The organism is Neorhizobium petrolearium (assembly GCF_017873175.1).
GTDB classification, from domain to species: domain Bacteria; phylum Pseudomonadota; class Alphaproteobacteria; order Rhizobiales; family Rhizobiaceae; genus Neorhizobium; species Neorhizobium petrolearium.
The window spans coordinates 285257-307981 of record NZ_JAGGJW010000007.1; the positions used below are offsets into that span (position 1 = coordinate 285257).

20 protein-coding genes and 1 other RNA gene are annotated in these 22725 nt (G+C 60.7%); 13 read left to right on the forward strand and 8 right to left on the reverse strand.

All coding sequences use genetic code 11. From position 1 onward, the window contains the following. Positions 1–112 precede the first annotated feature (112 nt). The 5 genes from J2046_RS15755 to J2046_RS15775 all read right to left on the reverse strand — a co-directional run bounded on the left by J2046_RS15755 (position 113) and on the right by J2046_RS15775 (position 5315). The gene (locus tag J2046_RS15755; protein ID WP_210053301.1) at positions 113–1042 is read right to left on the reverse strand and encodes a DMT family transporter; all 930 of its coding nucleotides are present in this window, start codon (positions 1040–1042) and stop codon (positions 113–115) included. A gap of 85 nt (positions 1043–1127) precedes the next feature. Next, the gene (locus J2046_RS15760) at positions 1128–2330 is read right to left on the reverse strand and encodes a lytic murein transglycosylase (protein WP_210053303.1); all 1203 of its coding nucleotides are present in this window, start codon (positions 2328–2330) and stop codon (positions 1128–1130) included. 116 nt (positions 2331–2446) lie between these two features. Further along, positions 2447–3256 carry a glycoside hydrolase family 25 protein gene (locus J2046_RS15765; RefSeq protein WP_210053305.1) on the reverse strand — a complete coding sequence of 270 codons (810 nt, stop codon included), beginning with the start codon at positions 3254–3256 and terminating at the stop codon, positions 2447–2449. A gap of 143 nt (positions 3257–3399) precedes the next feature. Next, positions 3400–4068 (reverse strand): class I SAM-dependent methyltransferase, encoded by a 669-nt coding sequence (locus tag J2046_RS15770; protein WP_210053307.1) that lies wholly within the window; start codon positions 4066–4068, stop codon positions 3400–3402. Beyond that, positions 4068–5315, reverse strand: a complete 1248-nt coding sequence (locus J2046_RS15775; RefSeq protein WP_210053309.1) for a BtaA family protein — start codon at positions 5313–5315, stop codon at positions 4068–4070. The genes J2046_RS15770 and J2046_RS15775 overlap by 1 nt, the downstream gene beginning before the upstream one ends. Positions 5316–5477: 162 nt before the next feature. Here J2046_RS15775 and J2046_RS15780 point away from each other — a divergent pair, with 162 nt between their 5' ends. Then, entirely contained in the window at positions 5478–6830 is a 1353-nt protein-coding gene (locus J2046_RS15780) for a serine hydrolase domain-containing protein (protein ID WP_210053311.1), read from the forward strand. 21 nt (positions 6831–6851) lie between these two features. On the opposite strand, the gene J2046_RS15785 is transcribed toward J2046_RS15780, so the two are convergent. The 3 genes from J2046_RS15785 to J2046_RS15795 form a co-directional block, all read right to left on the reverse strand. After that, positions 6852–7973 carry a lytic transglycosylase domain-containing protein gene (locus tag J2046_RS15785; RefSeq protein ID WP_233469787.1) on the reverse strand — a complete coding sequence of 374 codons (1122 nt, stop codon included), beginning with the start codon at positions 7971–7973 and terminating at the stop codon, positions 6852–6854. 113 nt (positions 7974–8086) lie between these two features. Next, positions 8087–8722 carry a LysE family translocator gene (locus tag J2046_RS15790; RefSeq protein ID WP_210053313.1) on the reverse strand — a complete coding sequence of 212 codons (636 nt, stop codon included), beginning with the start codon at positions 8720–8722 and terminating at the stop codon, positions 8087–8089. A gap of 39 nt (positions 8723–8761) precedes the next feature. Beyond that, a complete protein-coding gene (locus tag J2046_RS15795; protein ID WP_210053316.1) occupies positions 8762–9973 on the reverse strand; it encodes a pyrophosphate--fructose-6-phosphate 1-phosphotransferase in 1212 nt (403 codons plus the stop codon). A gap of 323 nt (positions 9974–10296) precedes the next feature. Between J2046_RS15795 and J2046_RS15800 the strand changes: the two genes are divergently transcribed. From J2046_RS15800 to J2046_RS15855, 12 genes are all read left to right on the forward strand, one after another. Next, positions 10297–11040, forward strand: a complete 744-nt coding sequence (locus J2046_RS15800; RefSeq protein WP_037147541.1) for a J domain-containing protein — start codon at positions 10297–10299, stop codon at positions 11038–11040. After that, the gene (locus tag J2046_RS15805) at positions 11037–11804 is read left to right on the forward strand and encodes an N-acetylmuramoyl-L-alanine amidase (RefSeq protein WP_210053318.1); all 768 of its coding nucleotides are present in this window, start codon (positions 11037–11039) and stop codon (positions 11802–11804) included. The genes J2046_RS15800 and J2046_RS15805 overlap by 4 nt, the downstream gene beginning before the upstream one ends. Before the next feature lie 233 nt (positions 11805–12037). After that, entirely contained in the window at positions 12038–12628 is a 591-nt protein-coding gene (locus tag J2046_RS15810; protein WP_210053320.1) for a lytic transglycosylase domain-containing protein, read from the forward strand. Between the two features lie 69 nt (positions 12629–12697). Further along, on the forward strand, positions 12698–13888 hold the full coding sequence (locus J2046_RS15815) for an NAD(P)/FAD-dependent oxidoreductase (protein ID WP_210053322.1): 1191 nt from the start codon (positions 12698–12700) through the stop codon (positions 13886–13888). A gap of 40 nt (positions 13889–13928) precedes the next feature. Beyond that, positions 13929–14365, forward strand: an RNA gene (rnpB, locus tag J2046_RS15820) — RNase P RNA component class A. Positions 14366–14521: 156 nt separating this feature from the next. After that, positions 14522–15616, forward strand: a complete 1095-nt coding sequence (locus J2046_RS15825; RefSeq protein ID WP_210053324.1) for an acyltransferase family protein — start codon at positions 14522–14524, stop codon at positions 15614–15616. Between the two features lie 473 nt (positions 15617–16089). Further along, on the forward strand, positions 16090–16524 hold the full coding sequence (gene mraZ, locus J2046_RS15830) for a division/cell wall cluster transcriptional repressor MraZ (protein ID WP_037148531.1): 435 nt from the start codon (positions 16090–16092) through the stop codon (positions 16522–16524). Positions 16525–16538: 14 nt separating this feature from the next. Continuing rightward, a complete protein-coding gene (rsmH, locus tag J2046_RS15835; RefSeq protein WP_210053327.1) occupies positions 16539–17564 on the forward strand; it encodes a 16S rRNA (cytosine(1402)-N(4))-methyltransferase RsmH in 1026 nt (341 codons plus the stop codon). Positions 17565–17569: 5 nt separating this feature from the next. Next, entirely contained in the window at positions 17570–18031 is a 462-nt protein-coding gene (gene ftsL, locus J2046_RS15840; RefSeq protein WP_210053329.1) for a cell division protein FtsL, read from the forward strand. Beyond that, entirely contained in the window at positions 18031–19776 is a 1746-nt protein-coding gene (locus J2046_RS15845; protein ID WP_210053331.1) for a peptidoglycan D,D-transpeptidase FtsI family protein, read from the forward strand. Before ftsL ends, J2046_RS15845 begins: the two co-directional genes overlap by 1 nt. 58 nt (positions 19777–19834) lie before the next feature. Next, the gene (locus tag J2046_RS15850) at positions 19835–21295 is read left to right on the forward strand and encodes a UDP-N-acetylmuramoyl-L-alanyl-D-glutamate--2,6-diaminopimelate ligase (RefSeq protein WP_210053435.1); all 1461 of its coding nucleotides are present in this window, start codon (positions 19835–19837) and stop codon (positions 21293–21295) included. Then, complete coding sequence (locus tag J2046_RS15855; protein WP_210053333.1) at positions 21292–22725, forward strand: UDP-N-acetylmuramoylalanyl-D-glutamyl-2,6-diaminopimelate--D-alanyl-D-alanine ligase; 1434 nt, start codon at positions 21292–21294, stop codon at positions 22723–22725. Before J2046_RS15850 ends, J2046_RS15855 begins: the two co-directional genes overlap by 4 nt.

Consider the following 22725-nt stretch of genomic DNA (forward strand, 5'->3'; position numbering starts at 1 on the left):
TATATATAGCTGATTATATTACCTAAATGTCCCGCGAAGATTCGTGCGTCAAAAGTTAAAAACCGGTGCACGACTGTTAATATCCGTCATATTTCGTGAGGGTTTCGTCCTCTTACGAGACTTTCTCCGGCTGATTGCTGCGATCGCGAAGAAGCCTCCCGTCGAGCAGAACAAGGCCGAGGCCGATCAGCAGCATGCCGATCAGATCAGTCATCCCCAACCGTTCGCCGAGGAAAAACGCTCCCAGCAGGATGGCGCTCGGAGGAACGACGAGCGTCACGAGGGAAGCATTGGTGGCACCCGCCATGCTTAGAATCCGGAAGAAGAGCAAATAGGCGAAGGCGGTGGAAAGAAGCGCCAAAGCCAGGATCGCCAGCACTGCATGGGCGGATGGTACGGGCAACATCCATGGCCTGTCGGCGATGAGCGAGACGGGCAGCATGATCAGTGTCGAGGCAGTCAGTTGTCCCGTTGCGGATACCGGTGCCGGCAGGCTGCGGAAGCGCTTGCCGTAGGTGCTGGCGACGCCATAGGAGACTGCAGCAAGCACCGGCAGCACCAGCGCCCAGAGCGGAGCAGAGGCGGCATCCGTCACGCTCGGACCGATCAACACCGCCGTGCCGGCCAGGCCGGTCAGACAGCCTGCCAGTTTTGCCGTCGTCAATTTTTCATCCGTCGTCCAGCGATTGGCGATCAGCACCGTCCAGATCGGTGTGGTGGCATTGAGGATCGAGGCAAGGCCTGCGCCGATCTCGGTCTGGCCGAAGAAGATCAGCGTGTGGGGCAGGGCATTGTTGACGAAGCCCATGACGAGGAACGCGCGCCAATGGGTTGCAAGCGTCTCATACAGGCCGAAACGGCCATGGAGATAGATATGCAGGGCGAGCGCCGCGAGGAAGAGGCGCAGGAATACCAGCGTGAAGGGCGGTACTTCCAGGACTGCGACGCGTGCAAAGAAGAATGAGCCGCCCCAGATCAGTCCGAGCAACAGGATAAGCGCCCAGGCGGTGGCACTGGGCTTCGGATTGGTTGCGCTCGTCATGCGGTTCTCCCTCTCATTGAAGCGAGGAATAGCCGTCAAATCATGGAGTCGCCACCCGAATCTTGAATGGTAGGATATCGCTTGCTCACAGGGCCGACAGAAGCGCCTGGGTCGGCCAACCGTCCGCAGGCATGCCAAGCCGTGCCTGTTCCTTCTGGACCGCGGTGCGCGTGCCCGAGCCCAGGATGCCGTCCACCTTGCCGACGTCGTGCCCGAGCGCTTCGAGCCTGGCCTGCAGCGCCTTCATGCCGGTGTCGTCCAGGCCGAGGTCGGGTGTGCCTTTCAGATAGGGCGGAGCGCCGGAAAGCCGGGTCGCAAAATAGGCGGCGGAAGTTGTATAGATGAAGGATTGGTTCCACTCGAGGTAGATGCCGAAATTCGGGTATGTGAGGAAGGCGGGTCCCTTGCGGCCCTGGGGCAAGATAAGCGCCGCCGGCAGGTCACCGAAACTCGTGTCATTGTCGCGCGGGGTCACGCCCAGCTTGAACCATTCGCTTGCCGGAATCTCGTTGCCAAGCCCGGACTTTTCCCATGGGAGGCTTTCCGGAAGTGTTACCTCCTGGATCCAGGGCTGACCGGCCCTGAAGCCGAGACTCTGGATGAATTTTGCTGCCGTCAGGATGGCATCCGGCGCGCTGCCCTTGACGTTGACATGACCGTCGCCATCACCGTCCACGCCATAGGCGATAATGTCCTCAGGCAGCATCTGGACCTGTCCGATCTCGCCCGCCCAGGCGCCGGTATTGGTGGCTGGGTTCAGATCGCCATGCTGCACCATTTCGATCAGGGCGATGAGTTGCGGGCGAAAGAGTTCGGGTCTGCGGCAGTCATGCGACAGTGTCACCAGTGCATTGCGCGTATTGAAATCACCTTGGACCGCCCCAAAATCGGTTTCCATGGCCCAGAAGGCGGTGATGACGCCGGGGGCTACGCCGAATTCGCGTTCCGCACGGGCAAACACATCGGCATATTGCTTCAGTTTCTGACGGCCGATGTCGAGGCGGGCCTGGCTGACGGTGCGCTGCGAGAATTCGAGAAAGGTCTGGCGGAAAACGCCCTGGGCGCGATCGCGGGAGAGCACCTTCTGGTCGATCTGCGCGCCGGCAAGCGCCTCATCGGTAGCGCTCGCCGGGATGCCCTTGGCAACGGCTTCCGCCTTTACACCTTCCAGGAAGGCTCCGAGATCGCCGCCGCAGCCTGGCGCGGGCGTCTGAGCGAACGCGTTTGAAGCGAGAAAGCCGGTGATGACGGAGGCGAAGGCAAGGCGGCGGACAAATACGGAGGACATTCGGGGTTCCCAGAGTGAATGAGCACCGCCCGTTTCCGAAAGATTTGTGACCGAAACGTGGGCATTGGTGCGGCAGCCGCAGTTATTACCGCAACGCATCGTACAGCGCCAGATGGCTATTCCGCAGAGGCGACAGTCTTGTTATCGCTGACGGTCGCAACCCAGCTGTTCCAGTTCTTGGTCGTGCCTGCAAAAACGTTGATATCCGTCTCGCCCTTGATGCCCGGCACAACGCCGGTCGAGGTATATTGCCAGAAGGCCCACCGGCGGCCGGCATAGATTTCGCCCGGATGGGCGGCAACTGACCGCAACCAGAATTGATAGTCGTTGAAGCTGCCGACCAGATTGTCCCGGTGGAAATCGACCGATGTATAGATGATCGGACGCTTCCCGTAATGGGCTTCGAGACGGTCCATGAAACGCTGCAAGACGGCGCGCACGGTCGCGGAATCGGGCCGGAGCTTGCAGGTCGGGGAGGCGTGATTCCATTCGGCGTCAAGCACCGGCGGCAGGGTGACGGCTCCCCTCGGCACATTGGCGATGAACCAGTCGGCCTGTTCGTCGGGTGTCGAGCAGAAATAATAGAAATGATAGGGCGCGTGCGGGATTCCGGCAGCTGCGGCACCGCGCCAGTTCTTTTCGAACGTCGGATCGATGCGATCCTTGCCCTCGGTCGCCTTGATGAAGACGAAGGCGATACCGGATTTCTTCACGGTCGACCAATCGATGTCGTCGCCGTTCCATTTGGACAGATCGATTCCGTGGACTTCGTGCCGGCCGGGATGATTCTTGCCGAAATCCTGCGGATCGCTGTCCTTGAACCGCAATTTCTTGACCGATGCAGTTTCGACGAAATCATAGTCGGTGGACGTGCAGCCCGTTCCGAGGATCGCGGTCGCAATAAGGGCGAGAAGGAGCCGAGGCATGGATGTCCCGTGTTGATGCTATGCAGGAAGCCGCTTGCCCGCGAAGCAACACAAGGGAAGCGTAAGCTCATATTCGCCATAACGTCGTAAAAAGTCGGTTGGGGCAAGAGGGATTCGTGCCGGCAGCACGATGACGAGCCGGTTCAGCCGCGCCGGCGGATGACCGCATGCCAGGCATAACCCCAGCCGATCTCCTCGAAGATCATATCGGCGTCTGCCGCGGACAGCCTGCTTTCGAGCACCGCGTGCAGGTTGGCGCGAGGTGTCACGTGGAAGCGTGTGAGCCAGGCTTTGAGCAGCCGCCCGAACCAGCCGGGCAGCTGTTCCTGCTGGCCGAAATCGACGATATGCAGCGAGCCTCTCGGCGCCAGCGCAGCAAGGGCGGCATCGATTGCCTTTTCCCAGTCGGGAATCATCGACAGCGCATAGGAGATCAGAATGCGGTCGAACCCTGAAACGCCGAAATCCCCAGCCTTGAAACTGGTGGCGTCGGCGACGCGGAATTCCGGCACGACCGGCTTCCCGCGGAAATTGGCTTGGGCACTCTCAAGCATTTCGGCGGAGATATCGAGACCGTAGAGCTTGGCGGTCGGATAGTGCCGGTGAGCGAGCAGGAGGTTGCGGCCCGTGCCGCAGCCGACTTCGAGCAGTGTCGCGCCGGACGGAACATGCAGCCCGCTGATCGCCCGATCCCGCCCGAAGAGATAATACTTGCGGGTAAGATCGTAGATATGGCGCTGATACCGGTACATCCGGTCCATGCGTTCGGCATGATCGTGGGACAAGGAAGCGCTCGCCATATCCGCTGCCATCAGGCTCTCTTCACATAGATGTGGAAGCCGCCGTAGATTGCCGAGCGATCCTGAAGGTTGAGCTCGTGGGAACGCTCCTCCAGATACAGCCACTGATCGAGCAAGGCCGGAGAAAGGCGACCATCGAGCACGCTCTTTTCCGCGGCCGTGCGGAAGATCACCCGAGCGCCCGGAGCGGCCGTTCGGGTGATTTCCGACCAGAGGTCGTTCAGTTGCTGATCGTTCATCCAGTCCTGCGCGTCGAGCAGCACGTAGCGATCGACGGTTGCTGCCGCCTTCTGCGCCAGAAGCTCCGTGAAGCTGGCGTGATGGACGGTGACACGCTCCGCGTTGCCGCGGATGGCGCGATAATTCTCGGCCTTGAGATAGGTCGGCAGCGTGCCTTCCTCCGGCTTCGGATAGCGGCGGACGAAGGCCTGCCAGGCGAAATAGTTGTCACGGAGCGGGAAATGGCAGGCGAGCTTTTCGAGGCGCTGGCGAAGGACCGGCGCGATCGAGCCATCCGATGCCAGGCTCGCCAGCTCGTCATATTGCTGCGGCGGAATGCCGAGGCCGAACAGCGAACTCTTGCGGCTCGTGACCCAGCGGATCAGTGGCTTGTCGAAGAGGGGGGCTACGCGGTCGTCGAAGAACTGGCGTTGTTCGCGCAGCGAGCGCGCGTTCGCCATCTCCTTGAGATCGGTGCCGTGCAGGCGGGCGATGACGTGGCCGGCGCCGATGAAACGGCCGAGCAGGCCCGTCTTGTAGATATTGCGGTCGAAGACTTCGATGCGGCGGCGGCCCGAGAGTGACCGCTTGTCCCAATAGGCGCGGGTGGCACTATCAAGGTTGGGAGCGATGAAGGCATCGTAGCTCTTGCTGTTGGAGCGCACGCCGTCCATGCCGAAATGGCGCACGACATCGCCATGTCCTGGCAGATGGCGGAAGGCGGCGAGCTTCAGCCGGTTCAGCGCCACGTGATGCGGGTTGAGGTCGACCACGTCGATCTTCTTCGGCGAGCGGGAGAGATAGGCGAGCATGTTGCAGCCGCCAGAACCGATGGTGACGATCGTGTGTCCCTCGCCAAGCTCCATCGCCGTCATATCGACATCCGGGTCTTCCCAGATCTGCGGATAGACGAGGCCGGAGAAAAGCAGACCGAAAAGCCTCTCCGAAAAACCCTGCCGCGAAAGAGCCTTATGCTGCAGAAGCGCATCCTTCAGCTTCTGGTTTTTCCGAAAACCGGCTTCCTGTGCAATATCCGCCATGATCGAATCCCGCCTGTTCAAGGTTTCAGCGCGTGTAAACCCGTCGTGCAACAGATTGATGACGCAGCCTGTGGCCGGCTGGCTGCGGATGTCCGAAAGGCTCTCTTCCGCAGTACAGAGAATCCTGATTGCATACGGAGGCGTGCGAAACGGGAGACGGACATGCGGTTGTTGTTGATCCGGATTGTGAAGATCGTTTTTGGGGTTGTCGCCGTCGGTCTCGTCGGCCTCGGAATCTGGCTTTACACGATGCCGCCGGAATTGTTCCGCGTTGGCAGCGGCTACGCGGCGAAGATCGTGTGCTCCAATGTCTTCCTTGCCGGACGTGATAGTGATGAGGTCCTGGCCGTCGATGTCCAGGCGCCGGGGCATCCGCTTCTCAAGCTTATGCGGGTTTCCGTCGACCAGGCGGACAGGCGCGTGCGCGCTGCCCTTCTTGGCTTCATCGCCGGCAATGATGCGGTCTACAGGGAAGGCCTGGGCTGTGCCGTCACACCGGACGGCGATCCGCCTGCTGCATCGAGACTGAGTCATGCCGCGCCGCGAGCGGCTGATGAAAATGGTCTCTGGCCGGAAGGCGGGAAAATTGAATCCGACCAGAAGGTTGCGGAACTTCTTTCAGATGCCGATCTCGTTGGGCCGAATATGCGGGCGGTGGTGGTCGTAAAGAACGGGCGGATTGTCGGCGAGGCTTACGGGACCGGTTTTTCGAAGGATACACCACTGCTCGGCTGGTCGATGACCAAGACGGTCACCGCCACGATCATCGGCACGCTGATCCGCGACGGCAGGCTTTCGCTGGAGGACAAGAGCCTTTTCCCGCAATGGCAGGATGATAAGCGTGCCGATATCCGGCTCGCCGATCTGCTGGCGATGGAAAGCGGTCTTGCCTTCAACGAAAATTACGGCACAGTCGCGGATGTCACACGCATGCTCTACCTTGAGCCGGATATGGCGGATTTCGCTCTCGTTAAGCACTTGGAAGCCGATCCAGGCTCTCGCTTCAACTATTCCTCCGGCGTGGGCGTGATATTGTCGAGGGTCTGGATGGACAGGCTCGGTGACAAGGCTGCTGCGCTCGCCTATCCGGGCAAGGCATTGTTCGATCCGCTCGGCATGACAAGTGCGGTGATGGAAACGGATGAGGCCGGCACGTTTGTCGGCAGTTCCTATATGTACGCCACGGCGCGTGACTGGGCGCGGCTGGGATTGCTCCTTGCGAATGATGGCATGTGGAACGGCAATCGTATCCTGCCGGAAGGTTTCGTCGGTGAGATGCATGAGCCGAACCGGACTTCGAGCGGCCGCTATTCGAAGATGCAGACCTGGCTGCCTGCTCGCAGCAGCGGACTCCCTGCCGACGCATTTTTCCTCGATGGGCACGATGGACAGAATGTGGTGGTCATTCCGTCGCTTGATCTTGTCGTCGTGCGGCTCGGACTGACACCGGACTGGGAACCCTACAGTCCTTTGCCGCTTGTCGCGGAAATCACCAGAACATTGACGGCGCCCTGAGGCGCCGTTGTCCACGTATCCTTATTTTTGAAGGACGTGCAGCATGTCCTTGCGCTTGGCGTCGTAATAGTAGCCTCGCGCATAGAGCCTGATGGCATTGTCGTTCTTATTGTCGGCGACGAGCCAAGCGCCGCGCAGATATTTGATGGCGTATTTGAGATTGGTCTCGGCGTCGAGCAGGCCTTCCGGCGGACCTTCATAGCCCATCGATTTTGCGGTCGAATACTTGATCTGCATGAGGCCCCAATAGCCGTTCTTGTGATAAGCCTTGGGGTCGTAGCGGCTCTCACGATGCACGACGCGATGAACCAGCGATTCCGGCACGCCATATATGCCGGCATAACGCTTGATGAGCATGTTCAGTTGTGGCGGCGCGTCGGCGGCGGTTGCCGGCAGCGGATCGCCGGGAGCGGGCGGGAATTCCATGGCAGAGAGCGCAGCAACAGCTTTCGGCTGGGCGGCGTAGGCGAGCGTCGTGGTGTCCGGCCGCTGCGGGCGTGGCGTGGGGACGACCGACTGCAGCGCCACCATATCCGGCGTGAGTTCCGGCTCGTCGAGCGCGATCGCCTGAGCGGCGGCCGGTTGGATCCTGCCTTCCGCAACGGCGGGTGCGACCATAGGGGAGGTGATACGGCCACTTTTGGAAGCGGCAAGAATGGTGGAGGTCGCGGGAACAGGTGCGGGGGCAGCCGCAACAGATGCTACGGCGGTGGATGTCGCCGGCGTCGCCGGCTGTACCGGAAGCGATGCGGGCGCGAAGGCGACGAGCGGAGCCATGGTCGGAGACGCCATCGCAGCGGTCTGAACCGATGCCGCTTCGACCGCAGAGGGGACGGGAACAGCAAGCCTGCCTGACTTGGCAAGTGCGATTGTCGGCTGGGTGCCGGCGAGTTGTGTTGTGGCGGGTAGCTGAGCGCCCGTCTGGAGCTGTTGGCCAACCGGAAGGTCGGACCTGTATTGGATGACCGATCCCCCGTCGGCGGATGCCGTTTGCACCGATCCGGCTGGCTGGCCGTTCGCCGGGGTTGTCGTCTGAGTCGCCGCCAGCCGGGGCTCTCGTTCGACGCTGGAACATCCGGCAAGAGCTGAAGATATGGCGCATGCCACCGCCGTCCCGCGGCCGAGGAATCGGATTATCGCCATTGGGTCGCTTTCATGAAAAAATGGTTACCCCAGTCCGCCCAAACGCCACCGAATGAGAATTTCCATTAACCTATTGGGCGGCGTCCGACAAGACGGTGCACATGAGGCGAAGGTCAGGCGGCAATCCGGCGATAGCCGGCCGTAACCGCGCGTCGCGAGATAAAGCGCATCTGCGGCTTGCGCGAGGCTGAATTGAGGGCAGGGATACGGCGCTTGCGGCCGATCACGCGGCGCGGGAAAAGCACGTGGATTCCGGCTCCGAACACCGCACAGACGAGGAATGTCGCCTGCATTTCGAGGAATTGCGGCAGGAGCGGGCGACCGGCGTCGATGAACTGCGCCAGGGCGGCGGCAAGGACAATGGCGTAACGCGGACCGAAGGCGGATTTGCCGAACAGGCAACCGAAAATCCGGGCGGCCCGGTATTCGGGGAGGTTGTCGTTATCGGCGACGAGGCCTGATATCCGCGGATCCTGGTAGGACCAGAGCACGTAAAGCATCAGATAGCCGAGACCTGCCCAAGAAAGCGTCTCCAACAGACGAGGCAGATAGAGGGCGATGACTGCGAGCGGAATGACGGCCATGATCAGGGCGGCCGACAACCCGACGGCAAAGCCCGGGATCGTGGCGACCGCCGTACGGCGGCCGCGCTGAAGCGAGAAGCTGGCGGCAAGGCAGGCAAGGGGGCTCGGAAGAAGGACGAGAAAGATCGCGGTCGCGGCAAAAGCGAGCCAGGTATCAGCCGTCATTCCATTCCCTCCAGAACACCCGTCGGCGTCCTTTACATATCAAGCCTCGGCGAAAGGCTGGCCGATATAGTCCATCACTTCGCCGAACCATTTTGCCGTCAGATCGAAATGTTTTCCACCCTTGATTCTCGGGAATTCGATCGTTCGCAATTTTCCGTTCTGGTCTTCGTCATGGCCGGTCACGCCTGAAACCCTGTTGAGCGCACTTTCCACCGCAAGGTCGACCATGCCTTTGATCAGCATCAAATCGCTGGCATTCGCCGGGGCCGAGCGTGCGAAATAGCCGGATTTTTGCACCATGGAGCGTTCGGCGCCGAGAAGCGCGGCGAACTGCTTCTGGAACCAGTTCCCGACATTGATGGTGTCGATCTTAACGTGGCCAAAGGCATCGCGTTTGACGGCCTCGCCGGCAGCTTCCCGCTCGGCGACGATTGCGTCAAGGCAGGCGCCTTCCGACACGAAGAGCGTCACAAAACCGCGCTTATCCATGATATCCTTGAGGCGCGCGGCCTCCTTGTCGAGGTCGAAGGCCATCTCGGGCAGGTAGAGCCCATCGATGTTCTTCATCTGGGTGTTCATCATCAGGCCCTCGACATATTCATTGTTCCTGGTCTTCTGAATATAGGCGCGGGCTGTCGCGGCGGTAAGCCAGCCGCAGTGACGTCCCATCACTTCGTGAATCACAAGTGTGCGAGGGGCGGCACTTTGCTCATTGGAAACGTGGTCGAAGAAATATGCGCCGACTTCCGCCGCGGTCCAGGCGCCGAGCGACTGCCGGATCGGCACCACGTCGTTGTCGACAGTCTTCGGCAGGCCGACGACGGTCAGGTCGTAGCCGTTGGCGCCGAGATAGGCGGCAAGGTCGGCTGCGGTCGTGTTGGTATCATCGCCGCCGATCGTGTGGAGGATGGTGACGCCGTCCTGCGCGAGGCGGTCGGCGGCGATGCGCAACGGGTTTTCGCCTTCTTTGACGAGGCCGCGCTTGACGCAGTCGGCGGCATTGGTGAGCTTCACGCGGCTGTTGCCGATCGGCGATCCGCCGTAGCGATGCAGGAGATAGGCCTTTTCGCGCATGTCCTGCGTGATTTCGATGTGGTCGCCCAAAAGCACGCCCTGATATCCGGAGCGGTAGGCGACCATCTCGATCTCGGGCGCGATGTCGTTATAGCGTTCGATCAGCCCGCCGACGGCGGAAGACAGGCAGGGCGCAAGGCCTCCGGCGGTCAACATTGCTACTTTCTGTTTGGCCATCGTTCCTCCTTGACGCTTTCGCGTACAGCTCAAAAAACGAAGGAATGGATGCGCCAGAGATGGCCCCCCTGTAAAGTGAATTTCTCAAGAAAAACCGAAGCTTCCGCTGAGCGCCCCGGGGAGCAGGGAATATAATCGATTCAACCACGCTGCGCGCCGGTCGCCCTGTGGAAAACGGCTGCCCGGCGATCGCCCGCAGCGTGGGATGCACGGTAACCGATCGGTGATCGGTGGTGATTGTTCGGAAAACATGAACATAGTTTAATCCGAGACGGACCACCCACCTTCTTGCAATTGCAGGGATAATCTGGTCCATTGCAGTAATGATTTTCGATTTTTCCTGTCTGCAGATCTCCTCCCTTTGGGAACGGCTCCTTGGCGCGATCGGCGATGCGGCAGGCAGCGTGCTCGGCCGCGTGGTCGAGGCGATCCGCACGGTGTTCGAAGGCGATCCCGAAACGCGCCGCAAGGTATCCTTTTCAGTGGCGATCATAGCGCTGTCTGCGAAGATGGCGAAGGCCGACGGAATCGTGACCGAGGCGGAGGTGAAGGCCTTCCAGCAGATTTTCGACTTCCCGGACGAGGAGGCGCGCAACGTGGCGCGGCTCTACAATCTCGCGCGTCAGGACGTGGCCGGCTACGAGGCTTATGCGACGAAGCTTGCAGGTCTGTGCAGCTCGGGTGCCTCGGAAAACTGCCCGATGCTGGAGAATGTCATCGACGGCCTGTTCCACATCGCCAAAGCAGATGGCCTGGTGCATGAGAAGGAACTCGCTTTCGTGGCCCGGATCGCCGAGATCTTCCGCATCGACGAAGTTCATTTCCGCCGCATCATGGCACGCCATGTCCACCTCGACGGCGCCGATCCCTATCTGGTGCTCGGTGTTTCGCCGGAAGACGATTTCGCAGATATCCGCAAGCAATACCGATTGCTGGTGTCCGAGCATCATCCGGACCGGCTGATTGCTCGCGGTGTACCGGTTGCACTGCATGCGGCCGCCAACGAGCGGATGGCCGCTCTCAATGCGGCTTATGCGGCGATTGCGAAAGAGCGCCGCGCTGCATGACGTTGTTCACCGCCGATTATGCCGGCGCTTCGGTCATGCCTTCTCCCAATCACGGCGAACGTGCGAACGGGCGCAAGCCCGACATGATCCTTCTGCACTATACCGGCATGGGCAGTGCCGATGGCGCGCTCGACTGGCTCTGCCGCGAGGAAAGTCAGGTTTCCAGCCATTATTTTGTCCATGAGGACGGGCGTGTCGTGCAACTCGTGCCCGAGGTGCGCCGGGCCTGGCACGCGGGCAAAAGCTGCTGGGCGGGCGAAACGGACATCAATTCCTGTTCCATCGGGATCGAGATTGCCAATCCTGGACATCCCGGTGGCCTACCCGGCTTTCCCGATCCGCAAATCAGTGCCGTTGTCGAATTGTGTCGGGACTGCGGCTCAAGATGGGGAATTCCGCCCGAAAGAGTGCTCGGACACTCGGATGTTGCACCGATCCGCAAGGTCGATCCGGGTGAAAATTTCCCCTGGCGGGAATTGCACTTTGCCGGCGTTGGTCACTGGATCGATCCAACGCAAATCAATGGCGGGCGCTTCTTCCAGTACGGCGAGAGTGGCCAACCCATCGAAGCGTTGCAGTCCATGCTGTCGCTCTATGGGTACGACATTGAAATTACAGGGAACTTCTGTGAGCGGACGAAAGGTGTCGTTGAAGCTTTCCAGCGACATTTCCGGCCCTCGCTCGTGGACGGTATCGCTGATTTCTCCACGATCGATACACTGCATCGCTTGCTGAAGGCTCTGCCGAAATACAGTCATGTCTGATTGCAGGGACGAGGCTTCAAATCCCGCGTTTCCAGCAAAAATTTTGCGCTGCCACATCATTTCCTTATTAAGACTTTCTAAAGAACCCGTTAGCGCAGCCGCCAGGTAGGACGGGGTTGCAGAGATAAACGATCAGGTTTCGTAGAACGCTGCGCCGTCTGTCCGGCGACGCGGCGAAGGATATCTGCGTCATGATATCCGCGGGCCTGTTGGTTCGGAGACATTCTTATTCGATGAAAAAACTGATCATTGCTGCCGCGGCGGGCCTTGCTATGCTTGCCGTGGAAACCGAATTCGTGCGCGCTCAGGATGGCAGCGAAGTCAAAACCTCCTCCACCAGCACTTCCAAAGTTCCTTGGGAAACGCGCGAAACGGGTTTGGCTGCGCCGACGGATACGGACAAACGCCTCGTCCGGCAGACGCATTATACAAAGCTGATCGAGAAATATGCGGATGAATATGACGTCCCCGTCGAGCTCGCCAATGCAGTGATTCAGGTCGAGAGCAATTACCGCCCCACGGTCAAGGGAAAGGCCGGCGAGATCGGTCTTATGCAGATCAAGCCTGCGACGGCGCGGTTGATGGGATATGAAGGGCCGGACTACGGCCTCTACGACCCGGAAACCAATATCCGCTTCGGCATGAAATATCTCGCGGGCGCTCACGAGCTCGGCGATGGGAAAACCTGCGGCACCATTCTCAGATACAATGCCGGCCACGGAGCCAAGCGCATGAATCCCGTCTCGAAGCGTTATTGCAGCCGGGTGGAGGCTATCCTGGAAACGAAGCAACAGACTGCGTCGCTTTCGCCTGTGGCATTTTGATTCCGAAAACGGCTAGAAGTGCTTCGATAGAGAGCACTTCGGCCGGTGGAATCAAAAAAGGGGCAGGGCATGACGGCGCGGTTCAAATACATCGTCATCGGAAGAGGCATGATGGGGGCTGCTGCGGCCCGTTACCTCTCGAAATGGACCAACGGCGTCGCGCTGATCGGTCCGGACGAACCTGCCGACCATCAGCGCCATGAAGGCGTGTTTGCCAGCCATTACGACGAGGCGCGCATTACCCGGACGATCGATCCCGACCCTGTCTGGGCGCGCCTCGCCAATCGTTCCATCGCCCGTTATGGCGAGATCGCCGCCGAGAGCGGCATCGATTTCTACTCCGAATCCGGTTGCCTGATCGTGGGGCCGAAGCGGGCAGGCGGGCCGTCCTATGTCGGCAATGTCCTTGCTGCGGCTGACAGGCTGGAAGTCGCGACCGAGACCCTGACCGACGCCGATCTCGCAAACCGGTTTCCGTTCTTCTGCTTCCCGGGCGAGAGCGAGGGCGTCTGGGAGCCGAGGAATGCCGGTCATATCAATCCGCGCCGGCTGGTGAAGGCCCAGGCGCTGCTCGCCGAAAGGCAGGGCACCGCAATCATCGCGGAGACTGTCTTCTCTGTGCGACAGGAGGGCGATGCGGTTGCCGTCACCACCGTTGAGGGCAACAGCTATTCAGCGGAAAAGGTACTCGTCGCCGCTGGCGGATTTTCCATCAATGAGAATCTGTTGCCGCGGCGTCTTGATCTGAAGGTTTATGCCCGCACCGTCGCCTTCTTCGAAGTGGACGAGGCGGCGATGGACATTTTCGGCAAGGTGCCGTCACTGATCTGGAAATGGAACCAGGCGGAGGACGGCATCTATCTCCTGCCGCCGGTGCGTTATCCGGACGGCAGGATCTATCTCAAGATCGGCGGCGATCCGGACGATCTGCTGCTGCCGTCTGAGCCGGATATCCGCGCCTGGTTTCGTTCCGGCGGTCGCGAAAGCACCCAGGCCCATCTGACCGAGGTCATGGCACGCCTGATGCCCTCGCTCGACCTTTCTCGCGATTCGATGGCGGCCTGCGTCACCTCCTTCACGCCGACGGATTATCCGGCCATCGCCATGACGGAGGCAAGCAGTATCGGAATCCTGAGCGGCGGCTGCGGCGCGGCGGCCAAGAGTTCGGACGAGATCGGCCGGCTTGGAGCTGAGTTGATCTTCCACGGGCGGATCGTGGATGACGCCTATTCGACGGATTTTTCAGCGGATTATCTGTAAACTCTGGTGTTCCATTCCTATCTCGTCTATGGACCGCATGCCAGTTGGCCGGGCAGCCGCGCTTTACCAATGCCGAAAGGCGGTGAGGTGAGGAAAGTCCGGGCTCCACGGAAACACGGTGCCGGATAACATCCGGCGGGGGCGACCCCAGGGAAAGTGCCACAGAAAGGAAACCGCCCCGCCTTTTCAACCGCTTGGGATGCAAGCGGCTGAGACGGCGGGGTAAGGGTGAAAGGGTGGGGTAAGAGCCCACCGCGCCTCTGGTAACAGGGGCGGCACGGTAAACCCCACCGGGAGCAAGACCGAATAGGGATGACGCGGGCCTACGCGAAAGCGTGGCCACAGCCGGTTTCCGGGCCAGTCATCCGGGTGGGTTGCGCGAGGCGATGTGCAAGCATCGTCCCAGATGAATGGCTGCCACGTTCCGGTGCTCGCATCGGGGCCATACAGAACCCGGCTTACAGGCCAACTGGCATCGTCTCCCTTTGGTGCGGATTTTAATCCAATTTTATCCTTAACAATGATTTAAAAGATAAGGGCTGCGGGGCCTTCCGCAATATTCCCGCCATCAGGCCCTGATGTTAGAAATCGGCGCAATTTCCATGCCCCCGCGTTCTCCGGAGCAGCAAGCCGATGTCTGCAGCAAGATTGTCCAATATCGACGGCCTGCGCGCCGTCGCCGCTCTTTCGGTCTTCGTCCAGCATTTCATCGGCGACGCTTCCCGCGCGGAAGGCGCGTCTGCCGGCGCCCTCTATCCCTGGTTCAGCTTTTCGGAACATTCGCTCGATCTCGGGCGGTTCGGTGTTGTGCTGTTCTTCCTGATCAGCGGTTTCGTCGTCCCGTTCAGCATCCGCGGGGAGGCGCCGCTGAAGCGCTTTGCGATCTCGCGCTTCTTCAGGCTTTATCCGGCCTTCTGGGTCGCACTCGCCTGCCTCGCCATCATCTACTGGACCGCCGGTACGCCGGTCTCGATGATGACGGTGCTTGCCAATATCACCATGGCTCCGCAATTTTTGGGGCAGGGCTGGATGTCCGGCATATACTGGACATTGTTCATCGAACTGGTCTTTTATTTCCTGGCGGCCGGGCTTTTCGCGACGCGGCTTCTCGGCAATCCGCTCGCCGTCGTCATTCTGGCGGTGGCGCTGGTCTCTTCGACTGCGGGACCGGTTCTCGTTCGCCTTTATCTCGGGATCGGACTTCCGGTGTCCTATATCGGCCTGCATCTTTCCTTTCTGTTTTCCGGCCTGCTGCTGCGTCTTGCAATCGTCGAGCGCAAGAAGGGCGCGGCAAGCTGCGCCGCCTATCTTATCGCGTACCAGCTGCTCGCCGTTCTCGCCGTCTCGGAATTCTCGCTGATGCGCAATGACGGCTTCATCCTGATCGCCACGCTGCCGATCATGACAGGGTATCTGCTTGCAGTCGCCGTATTCATCGGTGCGGTCCGGCTCAACGCGCCGCAATCGCGGGTTCTCGCCTGGATCGGCCGGATCAGCTATTCGATCTATCTTTTCCACTGGATCGTCAATGTCACTATCTACCGCTTCCTGCCACTGACGGGAGGGTGGCGTGATCTCGCGACCATGCTCGTCTGCCTGATGGCAACCATCGGCGTCTCATATCTGGTCTTCCGTTTTGTCGAAAAACCGTCGATTGTGCTCGGTCGCCGTGTTGTCTCGAAATTGTTGGAGGCCGATACCAGACCGATTGTTCCCGAAGCGGCCTGACAGCTCCATTATTTCCGTCCGAGGCTCGCCGGCCCGTGCAGGCCCGGCGGACAGGTTGGGCGCCAACGCTCACCTCCTGCCGAAGGCTGTTTGCCGATGGCCGATTTCTTCCATTAGAGATTTAAAAAAATCTTTTGATTGCGGTCCTTTAACCATTGTGCCAGATCGACTTGCAGCGCCGGCTCAAGGCGGCTTCTCCATCCGCCTTAATAACCCTTTGTTAAACTTAACGGGTTATAAATAAATCCGGTTTGGGGGCAGCTAGCGGGGCTTCTCCCATTGACGCCCATATGGTCCCATGGTATCCCAAAGCTGCATTGTGCAAGGGCGGATGATCGCCCGTAAATCCCAGAATTTCGGTCTTCAGGCCGGATGGCTTGTTGTCCATTCGGGTGGCGAAGCTGTGTCTGGTGTGATGCGTACGGGCGGGCGGTTTTTCGCCCTGGATTTGAATGGGGCGGATGTTCGGTGTGATGAGCCGCTTCCTGTCGAATGCGACGAACAGGATCGATGCGAAGGGGCGGGTCTCCGTTCCGGCGAGTTTCCGCTCGGTTCTTTCGGAGCGCGGAATTCAGGAGCTTTATTGTCTCCAGGATTTCGTCTATCCGGCGATCAGCGTCGGAGGGCCGGACCTGCTCGATCGTTACGAACGGCAGATCGCTTCCGCGGATCCGTTTTCGCCGGAGGCGAACCGGATGTCGCTGCTTGTTCATGGTGGCGGCGTCTTCATGAGGCTCGATGCGGAGGGCCGGCTGATGGTTACGGATTTCATCCGCGACTTCACGGGAATCAGTTCGGAAGTGACCTTCGTCGGGCGCTCGGATCATTTTCAGCTTTGGCAGCCGCAGGCGTTCCATGCGGCGCAGGCGGCGGCAAGAGAGGGGCGTCTGAGTTCGCGTCCCGTCTAGGACAGGGGTGCGGAATGGCGGCGAATCCAGGCAAGGGAACAACCGAGCCCGACGGCGGACCGGTTCGCCACATTCCGGTTCTTCTGAAGCAAGTCCTCGATGCTCTCGATCCCCGGTCGGGCAAGCTTATTCTGGACGGCACATTCGGGGCGGGCGGGTATACGTCCGCCCTCCTTGCCGCTGGTGCCGACGTGATTGCCCTTGATCGGGATCCGACGGCGATTGCCGCGGGTCAGGCTCTTGTCGATGCCAATCAAGATCACCTCACGCTCATTCATTCTCAGTTTTCCCGGCTTGCAGACCATGCGCCGCAGGGCGGACTTGACGGCGTCGTTCTCGATATCGGCGTTTCCTCGATGCAGATCGATGAAGCCGAGCGCGGCTTCTCCTTCCAGAGAAATGGCCCGCTCGATATGCGCATGTCGGCTGAAGGCGTCTCGGCCGCCGATGTCGTCAATCGCGCCAAGGTTAGCGATCTCACCCGCATCTTTGGTTTCCTGGGCGAGGAGAGGCAGGCGGGCCGCATTGCCCGGGCTATCGAAAAGCGCCGCGCATCCCAGCCTTTCACCACGACGCGTGATCTTGCGAACCTGATCGAAAGCGTCAATCCGCGCAAGTCCAAGGACAAGATCCATCCGGCGACGCGTGTCTTTCAGGCGCTGCGCGTCTTCGTCAATGATGAACTCGGTGAACTCGCCCAGGCTCTTTTTGCTGCGGAGCGTGCCTTGAAGCCTGGTGGCCGGCTCGTGGTCGTCACGTTTCATTCCCTCGAAGACCGGATCGTCAAGCAGTTCTTCGCCGATCGCTCCGGCAAGGTTTCCGGCTCACGGCATCTGCCGATGGTCGAGGCGAAGCCTCCCGTTTTTGAGACGCTTGGCAGATCGGTGATCGCCGCCAGCGATGAGGAGGCGGAAGCCAATCCGCGGGCCCGTTCTGCCAAATTGCGCGCCGGTATCCGGACCGATGCGGTGGCGCGCCCAGCCGACATGTCGATTTTCGATCTGCCCGATCTCGCCAGCATTGCAAAGATGGGAGCCTAACGGAAATGCTCAGAAGCTTCGATCTCGTTCTGATCGGCATCATGACGGCGACTGCGGTCGTCACCTACACGATTAAACATCGCGCCGACGAGAAGCTTGCCGAGGTCCGCCGGCTGGAGACGGAAATCAAGCTGGAGAAGGACACGATCGATCTCCTGAAGGCGGATTGGGCGCTGCTCACCCAGCCGAACCGTCTCCACAGGCTGATCAAGGTCTATAATTCGGAACTCGGCCTGGCTCCGACCGAACCGACCCAGCTTGCCATGCCAAAAGAACTGCCGATGCCCAGATCGGCGCTGCCGCAGCCGGAAACGACGATCGAGGATATCATCGCCGGCAAGAACAGCGAGGTTGCCGCCGCACTCAAGGGTGTTGCCGCCGCCAAGGCAAAGCCCGCCCAGAAAATCCCCGTGCCGCTGCCGCGCGGCTCCGTCGAAATCATCTCTACTGGATCGGTGAACCGCTGATGTCTTTCCTGTCTCGCATCATGGTCTTGAAGAGCCGGGCGCATTTTTCCGCCGGCAGTCGCGGTTGCTCTTTTTCGGGTGGCGCCTCCTTCGAGGGCACCCGCAAGCGGAAGTCCAATCAGGCGAAGAATCGCGTCGGCCTGCTGATCGCCGGCTTCACCGTTTTCTACTGCGTCATCGGCGGGCGTCTCGTGCAATATGGCGTGGCGCAACCGCTTACGACGTCCAGTATCCTGCCGGCCGATCGGCTTATGGCCTCCCGCCCCGATCTCGTCGACCGAAATGGCGAGGTACTGGCGACCGATATCCGGACGGTTTCGCTGTTTGCCGAGCCGCACAAGATCGTCGACGCGGACGAGGTGATCGAGAAGCTCTCGACCGTGCTGCACGATCTCGACGTCAAGTCGACCTATTCGAAGCTCAAATCCAGTTCGCGGTTCCAGTGGCTCCGCCGCCAGCTTACGCCGAAACAGCAGAGCCAGATCCTGGCGCTCGGCATTCCGGGGATCGGCTTCCGGCCGGAGAAGCGCCGCTTTTATCCCGGTGGAGCGACGGCTGCGCATGTCGTCGGCTACGTCAATATCGACAACCGCGGCGTCGCCGGCATGGAACGTTATGTGGACAGCCAGGGGCTTGCGGACCTTACAGCCGTCGGAATGACGTCAAACCAGCCTCTCGAACCGGTGAAGCTCTCGATCGATCTTCGCGTGCAAGCCATCGTGCGCGAAGTGGTTGTTGAAGCGATCGCCAAATATCGCGCGATCGGAGCCGGAGCTGTCGTCATCGACGTCCATACCGGCGAAATCCTTGGCATGGCTTCCGCGCCGGATTTCGATCCCAACAATCCCGCCGTGGGTGGCGAGGAAGGATGGTTCAACCGGATGTCGAACGGTACGTTCGAGATGGGTTCGACCTTCAAGTCCTTCACGATCGCTATGGGCCTCGATTCCGGCAAGGTGAACCTGCAGAGCACGTTTGATGCACGCTTCCCGATTCGGATCGGCGGTTTCACTATCAAGGATTTCCATGGCAAAGGACGAGTGCTCAGTGTTCCCGAAATCTTCCAGTATTCTTCCAATATCGGCACAGCGAAGATCGCTGATACCGTCGGCATCGACGGGCACAAGGAATTCCTGACCCGGCTTGGTTTGCTCAGCAAGATGAAGACGGAACTCCCGGAGGTCGCCCAGCCCAGCCAGCCGCGCACGTGGAAGAAGATCAACTCCATCACGATCTCGTTCGGCCACGGCGTCTCGACGACGCCCCTGCAAACGGCCGTCGCAGGGGCGGCGCTCGTCAACGGCGGCAAGCTGATCGAGCCGACCTTCCTGCCGCGCACGCGCGAGGAGGCTGACAAGGTTGCAACCCAGGTGCTCAAGCCGTCGACCAGCAAGGACATGCGTTTCCTTTTCGAGTGGAACGGTGCCAACGGGTCCGGCAGGAACGCCCGCGTCACGGGCTTCAACGTCGGCGGAAAAACGGGTACCGCCGACAAGGTCGTCAACGGACGCTACGCGCACGACAAGAACTTCAACGCCTTCCTGGCGGCCTTTCCGATGGATAATCCGCAATATGTGGTCTTGAGCTTTGCCGACGAGCCGAAGACAGACAAGGGCAATGGTGCGGCGCTGTCGGCGACGTCGGCCGCGCCCATGGTCAAGGAGATCATCAGCCGGGCTGCGCCCATTCTCGGGGTAAAGCCGAAATTCGGCAATGACGGTTCTGCCCTGCTCGTGTCTTATTGAGCGATAACAAATCGGCTTACGATTCGTGGGGACGATACTCAGAATGAAGATTCAGCCGATGAAATTGCGGGACCTTGCCGGACGGGATTTTCCGGAAATAGCGGAGCTCATGGCCGGACCGGCGGGTGAGCTCGATGTGAAGGGCATTTCCTCCGACAGCCGCAAGGTGGTTCCCGGTATGCTATTTGCCGCGCTTGCTGGCTCAAAGGCCGACGGTTCGGCCTATATCGGCGATGCCGCAGCCCGTGGTGCCGTTGCGGCCATCGCTGGCCATCCGGCGGATGCGGGAATTCCGGTCCTGGCGGTTTCCAGTCCGCGCCGGCTGCTGGCGCTTGCCGCGGCTCGATTCTACGGTGCGCAGCCGGAAACCATGGTTGCTGTAACGGGGACGGCCGGCAAAACCTCGGTTGCCTCCTTCACCCGTCAGATATGGGCGTATGCCGGTTTTGCCGCAGCTCAGATCGGTACCACCGGTGTGGTTTCTCCAACCCGCAACGACTACGGTTCGCTGACGACGCCCGATCCGGTCGAGCTCCAGAAGCTGCTTGCCGAACTTGCCGCCGAAGGCGTCACCCATGCCGCCATGGAGGCGTCCAGCCACGGCCTCGACCAGAGCCGCCTCGACGGTGTGCGCCTCTCGGCTGCCGCGTTCACCAATCTCGGCCGCGACCACATGGATTACCATCCGACGGTGGAAAGCTATATGGCCGCCAAGATGCGGCTTTTCGATACGCTGATGCCGAAAGGTTCGCTGGCGGTGATCTTTGCCGACGACCCGTGGTCTGAGGAGGCGATCCGCGTCGCCACCGCCTCCGGCCTCGATGTCCGCACCGTCGGCCGCAAGGGCAATTATTTGTGCCTCAAGCGGGTTGAGCACTTCCGCCACAAGCAGACCGCCGAAGTCCATTTCGGCGATGAAATCTTCGAAGTGGATATTCCGCTCGCCGGTGATTTCCAGGTTGCGAATGCATTGGTCTCGGCGGGGCTCGCCATGTCGACCGGCGTGGCTGCTCCCGTTGCCATAACTGCACTTGAAAAACTGGTTGGCGCTTCCGGCCGCCTCGAACTGGTCGGTCATACACGGGATGGCGCGCTCGCCTATGTCGATTATGCCCACAAGCCGGATGCATTGGAAAATGTGCTGACATCCGTGCGCCCCTTCACGACAGGCCGGGTCATCGTGGTCTTCGGCTGCGGCGGTGATCGCGACAAGGGCAAACGGCCGATCATGGGGGAGGTGGCGACAAGGCTTGCCGACGTCGTCATCGTCACCGACGACAATCCTCGGTCCGAGGTTCCCGAAGTGATTCGATCCGAGATCATGGCCGCGGCGCCCGGCGCGATCGAGATCGGCGACCGGTCGCAAGCAATCCGAGAGGCCGTGCGCATGCTCAATTCCGGCGACACTCTGATCGTTGCCGGCAAAGGCCATGAGGAGGGCCAGACGATCGGCGCGACGATCCTGCCGTTTTCCGATCATGTGGAGGTACGCAAGGCGCTGGAGGAGCTGAAGTCATGAGCTTTCTGTGGACGTCGGAGGAGATGATGGCCGCCATGGGCGGCCGGCCGATCGGCACCCTGCCCGAGGGCATCACGGGCATTTCGATCGATAGCCGCACCATCGGCGATGGCGAGGCTTTTTTCGCCATCAAGGGCGATCGCGTGGACGGTCACGATTTCGCCAGCATGGCTGTCGCGAACGGCGCGCCGCTGATCGTGGTCAGCGAGGCGAAGCTTCCCGCATTGGGCAAGCTCATCGTGCCGATGATCATCGTCGACGACGTGCTCGCAGCGATGGGCCGGCTTGCCCTAGCATCGCGTGACCGCAGCCGGGCGCGTATCGTCGCTGTCACCGGTTCGGTCGGCAAGACGACGACGAAGGAGATGCTGCGTCAGGTACTGGCGCCCTCCGGCAAGGTGCATGCCGCCGTCGCTTCCTTCAACAATCACTGGGGCGTGCCGCTGACGCTCGCCCGCATGCCGGCGGATGCGGATTTCGGCGTCTTCGAAATCGGCATGAACCATCCGGGCGAGATTCGGCCGCTAGTGAAAATGGTGCGTCCGCATGTGGCGATCATCACCACGATCGCCGCCGCCCATCTCGGCCATTTCACGAGCCTTGAAGAGATCGCCGCCGCCAAGGCGGAGATTTTCGAGGGGCTCGAACCCGGCGGCTCGGCGATCCTCAATCGGGACAACAAGCAGTTCGACTTCCTGGAAAAGCAGGCGCAGGAGGCGGGGGTATCCCACGTCTATACCTTCGGCCAGCATGCGAAGGCGGATTTCCGGCTGGCGGATTTCGAAGGCAATGCGGAAGGTTCGACCGTCTGGGCCGTGCTGAACGGGGAAACTTCGGAAATCCATATCGGTGCAGCAGGCCGCCATATCGCCGAAAACGCCATGGCGGCGCTCGGCGCCTGTTTCCTCATGGGAGCGGACATGCCGAAGGCCATGGAGGCGCTTGCCGCCTTGAGGGCCGTCAAGGGCAGGGGCGAACGCCATCTCCTCGGCATCGGCGAGGGACATCTGACGCTGATCGACGAAAGCTACAACGCCAATCCGGCTTCCATGCGGGCGGCGATCGCGCTCCTGGCATCCGCGACACCGGAACTTGCCGGCCGGCGAATCGCCGTGCTCGGCGACATGCTCGAGATGGGCGAATTCTCGGCAAAGGTGCACGAGGATCTGGCAGGTCCGCTGCTTGCCGCCGTCGTCGAGCATGTCTGGCTCGCCGGTCCGGAGATGGCGGCACTGCGCGACGCGCTTCCCGAAAGCGTCCATGTCGAATACCGCGAGAAAACCGCGGATCTGGCCGATTTCGTGGTGCGCTCGGTGAGGCCTGGCGACGTCGTCATGGTGAAGTCGTCGCTTGGACTTGGCTTCGGCAGGATCGTCGCAGCCCTGCTTGACAACTACCCGGCATTCCCGGACACGGAGCGCCACTCTTAA

Coding starts and splice junctions, on each gene's coding strand:
- J2046_RS15755 (WP_210053301.1), bottom strand. CDS start 1,042: ATGACGAGCGCAACCAATCCGAAGCCCAGTGCCACCGCCTGGGCGCTT.
- J2046_RS15760 (WP_210053303.1), bottom strand. CDS start 2,330: ATGTCCTCCGTATTTGTCCGCCGCCTTGCCTTCGCCTCCGTCATCACC.
- J2046_RS15765 (WP_210053305.1), bottom strand. CDS start 3,256: ATGCCTCGGCTCCTTCTCGCCCTTATTGCGACCGCGATCCTCGGAACG.
- J2046_RS15770 (WP_210053307.1), bottom strand. CDS start 4,068: ATGGCAGCGGATATGGCGAGCGCTTCCTTGTCCCACGATCATGCCGAA.
- J2046_RS15775 (WP_210053309.1), bottom strand. CDS start 5,315: ATGGCGGATATTGCACAGGAAGCCGGTTTTCGGAAAAACCAGAAGCTG.
- J2046_RS15780 (WP_210053311.1), top strand. CDS start 5,478: ATGCGGTTGTTGTTGATCCGGATTGTGAAGATCGTTTTTGGGGTTGTC.
- J2046_RS15785 (WP_233469787.1), bottom strand. CDS start 7,973: ATGGCGATAATCCGATTCCTCGGCCGCGGGACGGCGGTGGCATGCGCC.
- J2046_RS15790 (WP_210053313.1), bottom strand. CDS start 8,722: ATGACGGCTGATACCTGGCTCGCTTTTGCCGCGACCGCGATCTTTCTC.
- J2046_RS15795 (WP_210053316.1), bottom strand. CDS start 9,973: ATGGCCAAACAGAAAGTAGCAATGTTGACCGCCGGAGGCCTTGCGCCC.
- J2046_RS15800 (WP_037147541.1), top strand. CDS start 10,297: ATGATTTTCGATTTTTCCTGTCTGCAGATCTCCTCCCTTTGGGAACGG.
- J2046_RS15805 (WP_210053318.1), top strand. CDS start 11,037: ATGACGTTGTTCACCGCCGATTATGCCGGCGCTTCGGTCATGCCTTCT.
- J2046_RS15810 (WP_210053320.1), top strand. CDS start 12,038: ATGAAAAAACTGATCATTGCTGCCGCGGCGGGCCTTGCTATGCTTGCC.
- J2046_RS15815 (WP_210053322.1), top strand. CDS start 12,698: ATGACGGCGCGGTTCAAATACATCGTCATCGGAAGAGGCATGATGGGG.
- J2046_RS15825 (WP_210053324.1), top strand. CDS start 14,522: ATGTCTGCAGCAAGATTGTCCAATATCGACGGCCTGCGCGCCGTCGCC.
- mraZ (WP_037148531.1), top strand. CDS start 16,090: ATGAGCCGCTTCCTGTCGAATGCGACGAACAGGATCGATGCGAAGGGG.
- rsmH (WP_210053327.1), top strand. CDS start 16,539: ATGGCGGCGAATCCAGGCAAGGGAACAACCGAGCCCGACGGCGGACCG.
- ftsL (WP_210053329.1), top strand. CDS start 17,570: ATGCTCAGAAGCTTCGATCTCGTTCTGATCGGCATCATGACGGCGACT.
- J2046_RS15845 (WP_210053331.1), top strand. CDS start 18,031: ATGTCTTTCCTGTCTCGCATCATGGTCTTGAAGAGCCGGGCGCATTTT.
- J2046_RS15850 (WP_210053435.1), top strand. CDS start 19,835: ATGAAATTGCGGGACCTTGCCGGACGGGATTTTCCGGAAATAGCGGAG.
- J2046_RS15855 (WP_210053333.1), top strand. CDS start 21,292: ATGAGCTTTCTGTGGACGTCGGAGGAGATGATGGCCGCCATGGGCGGC.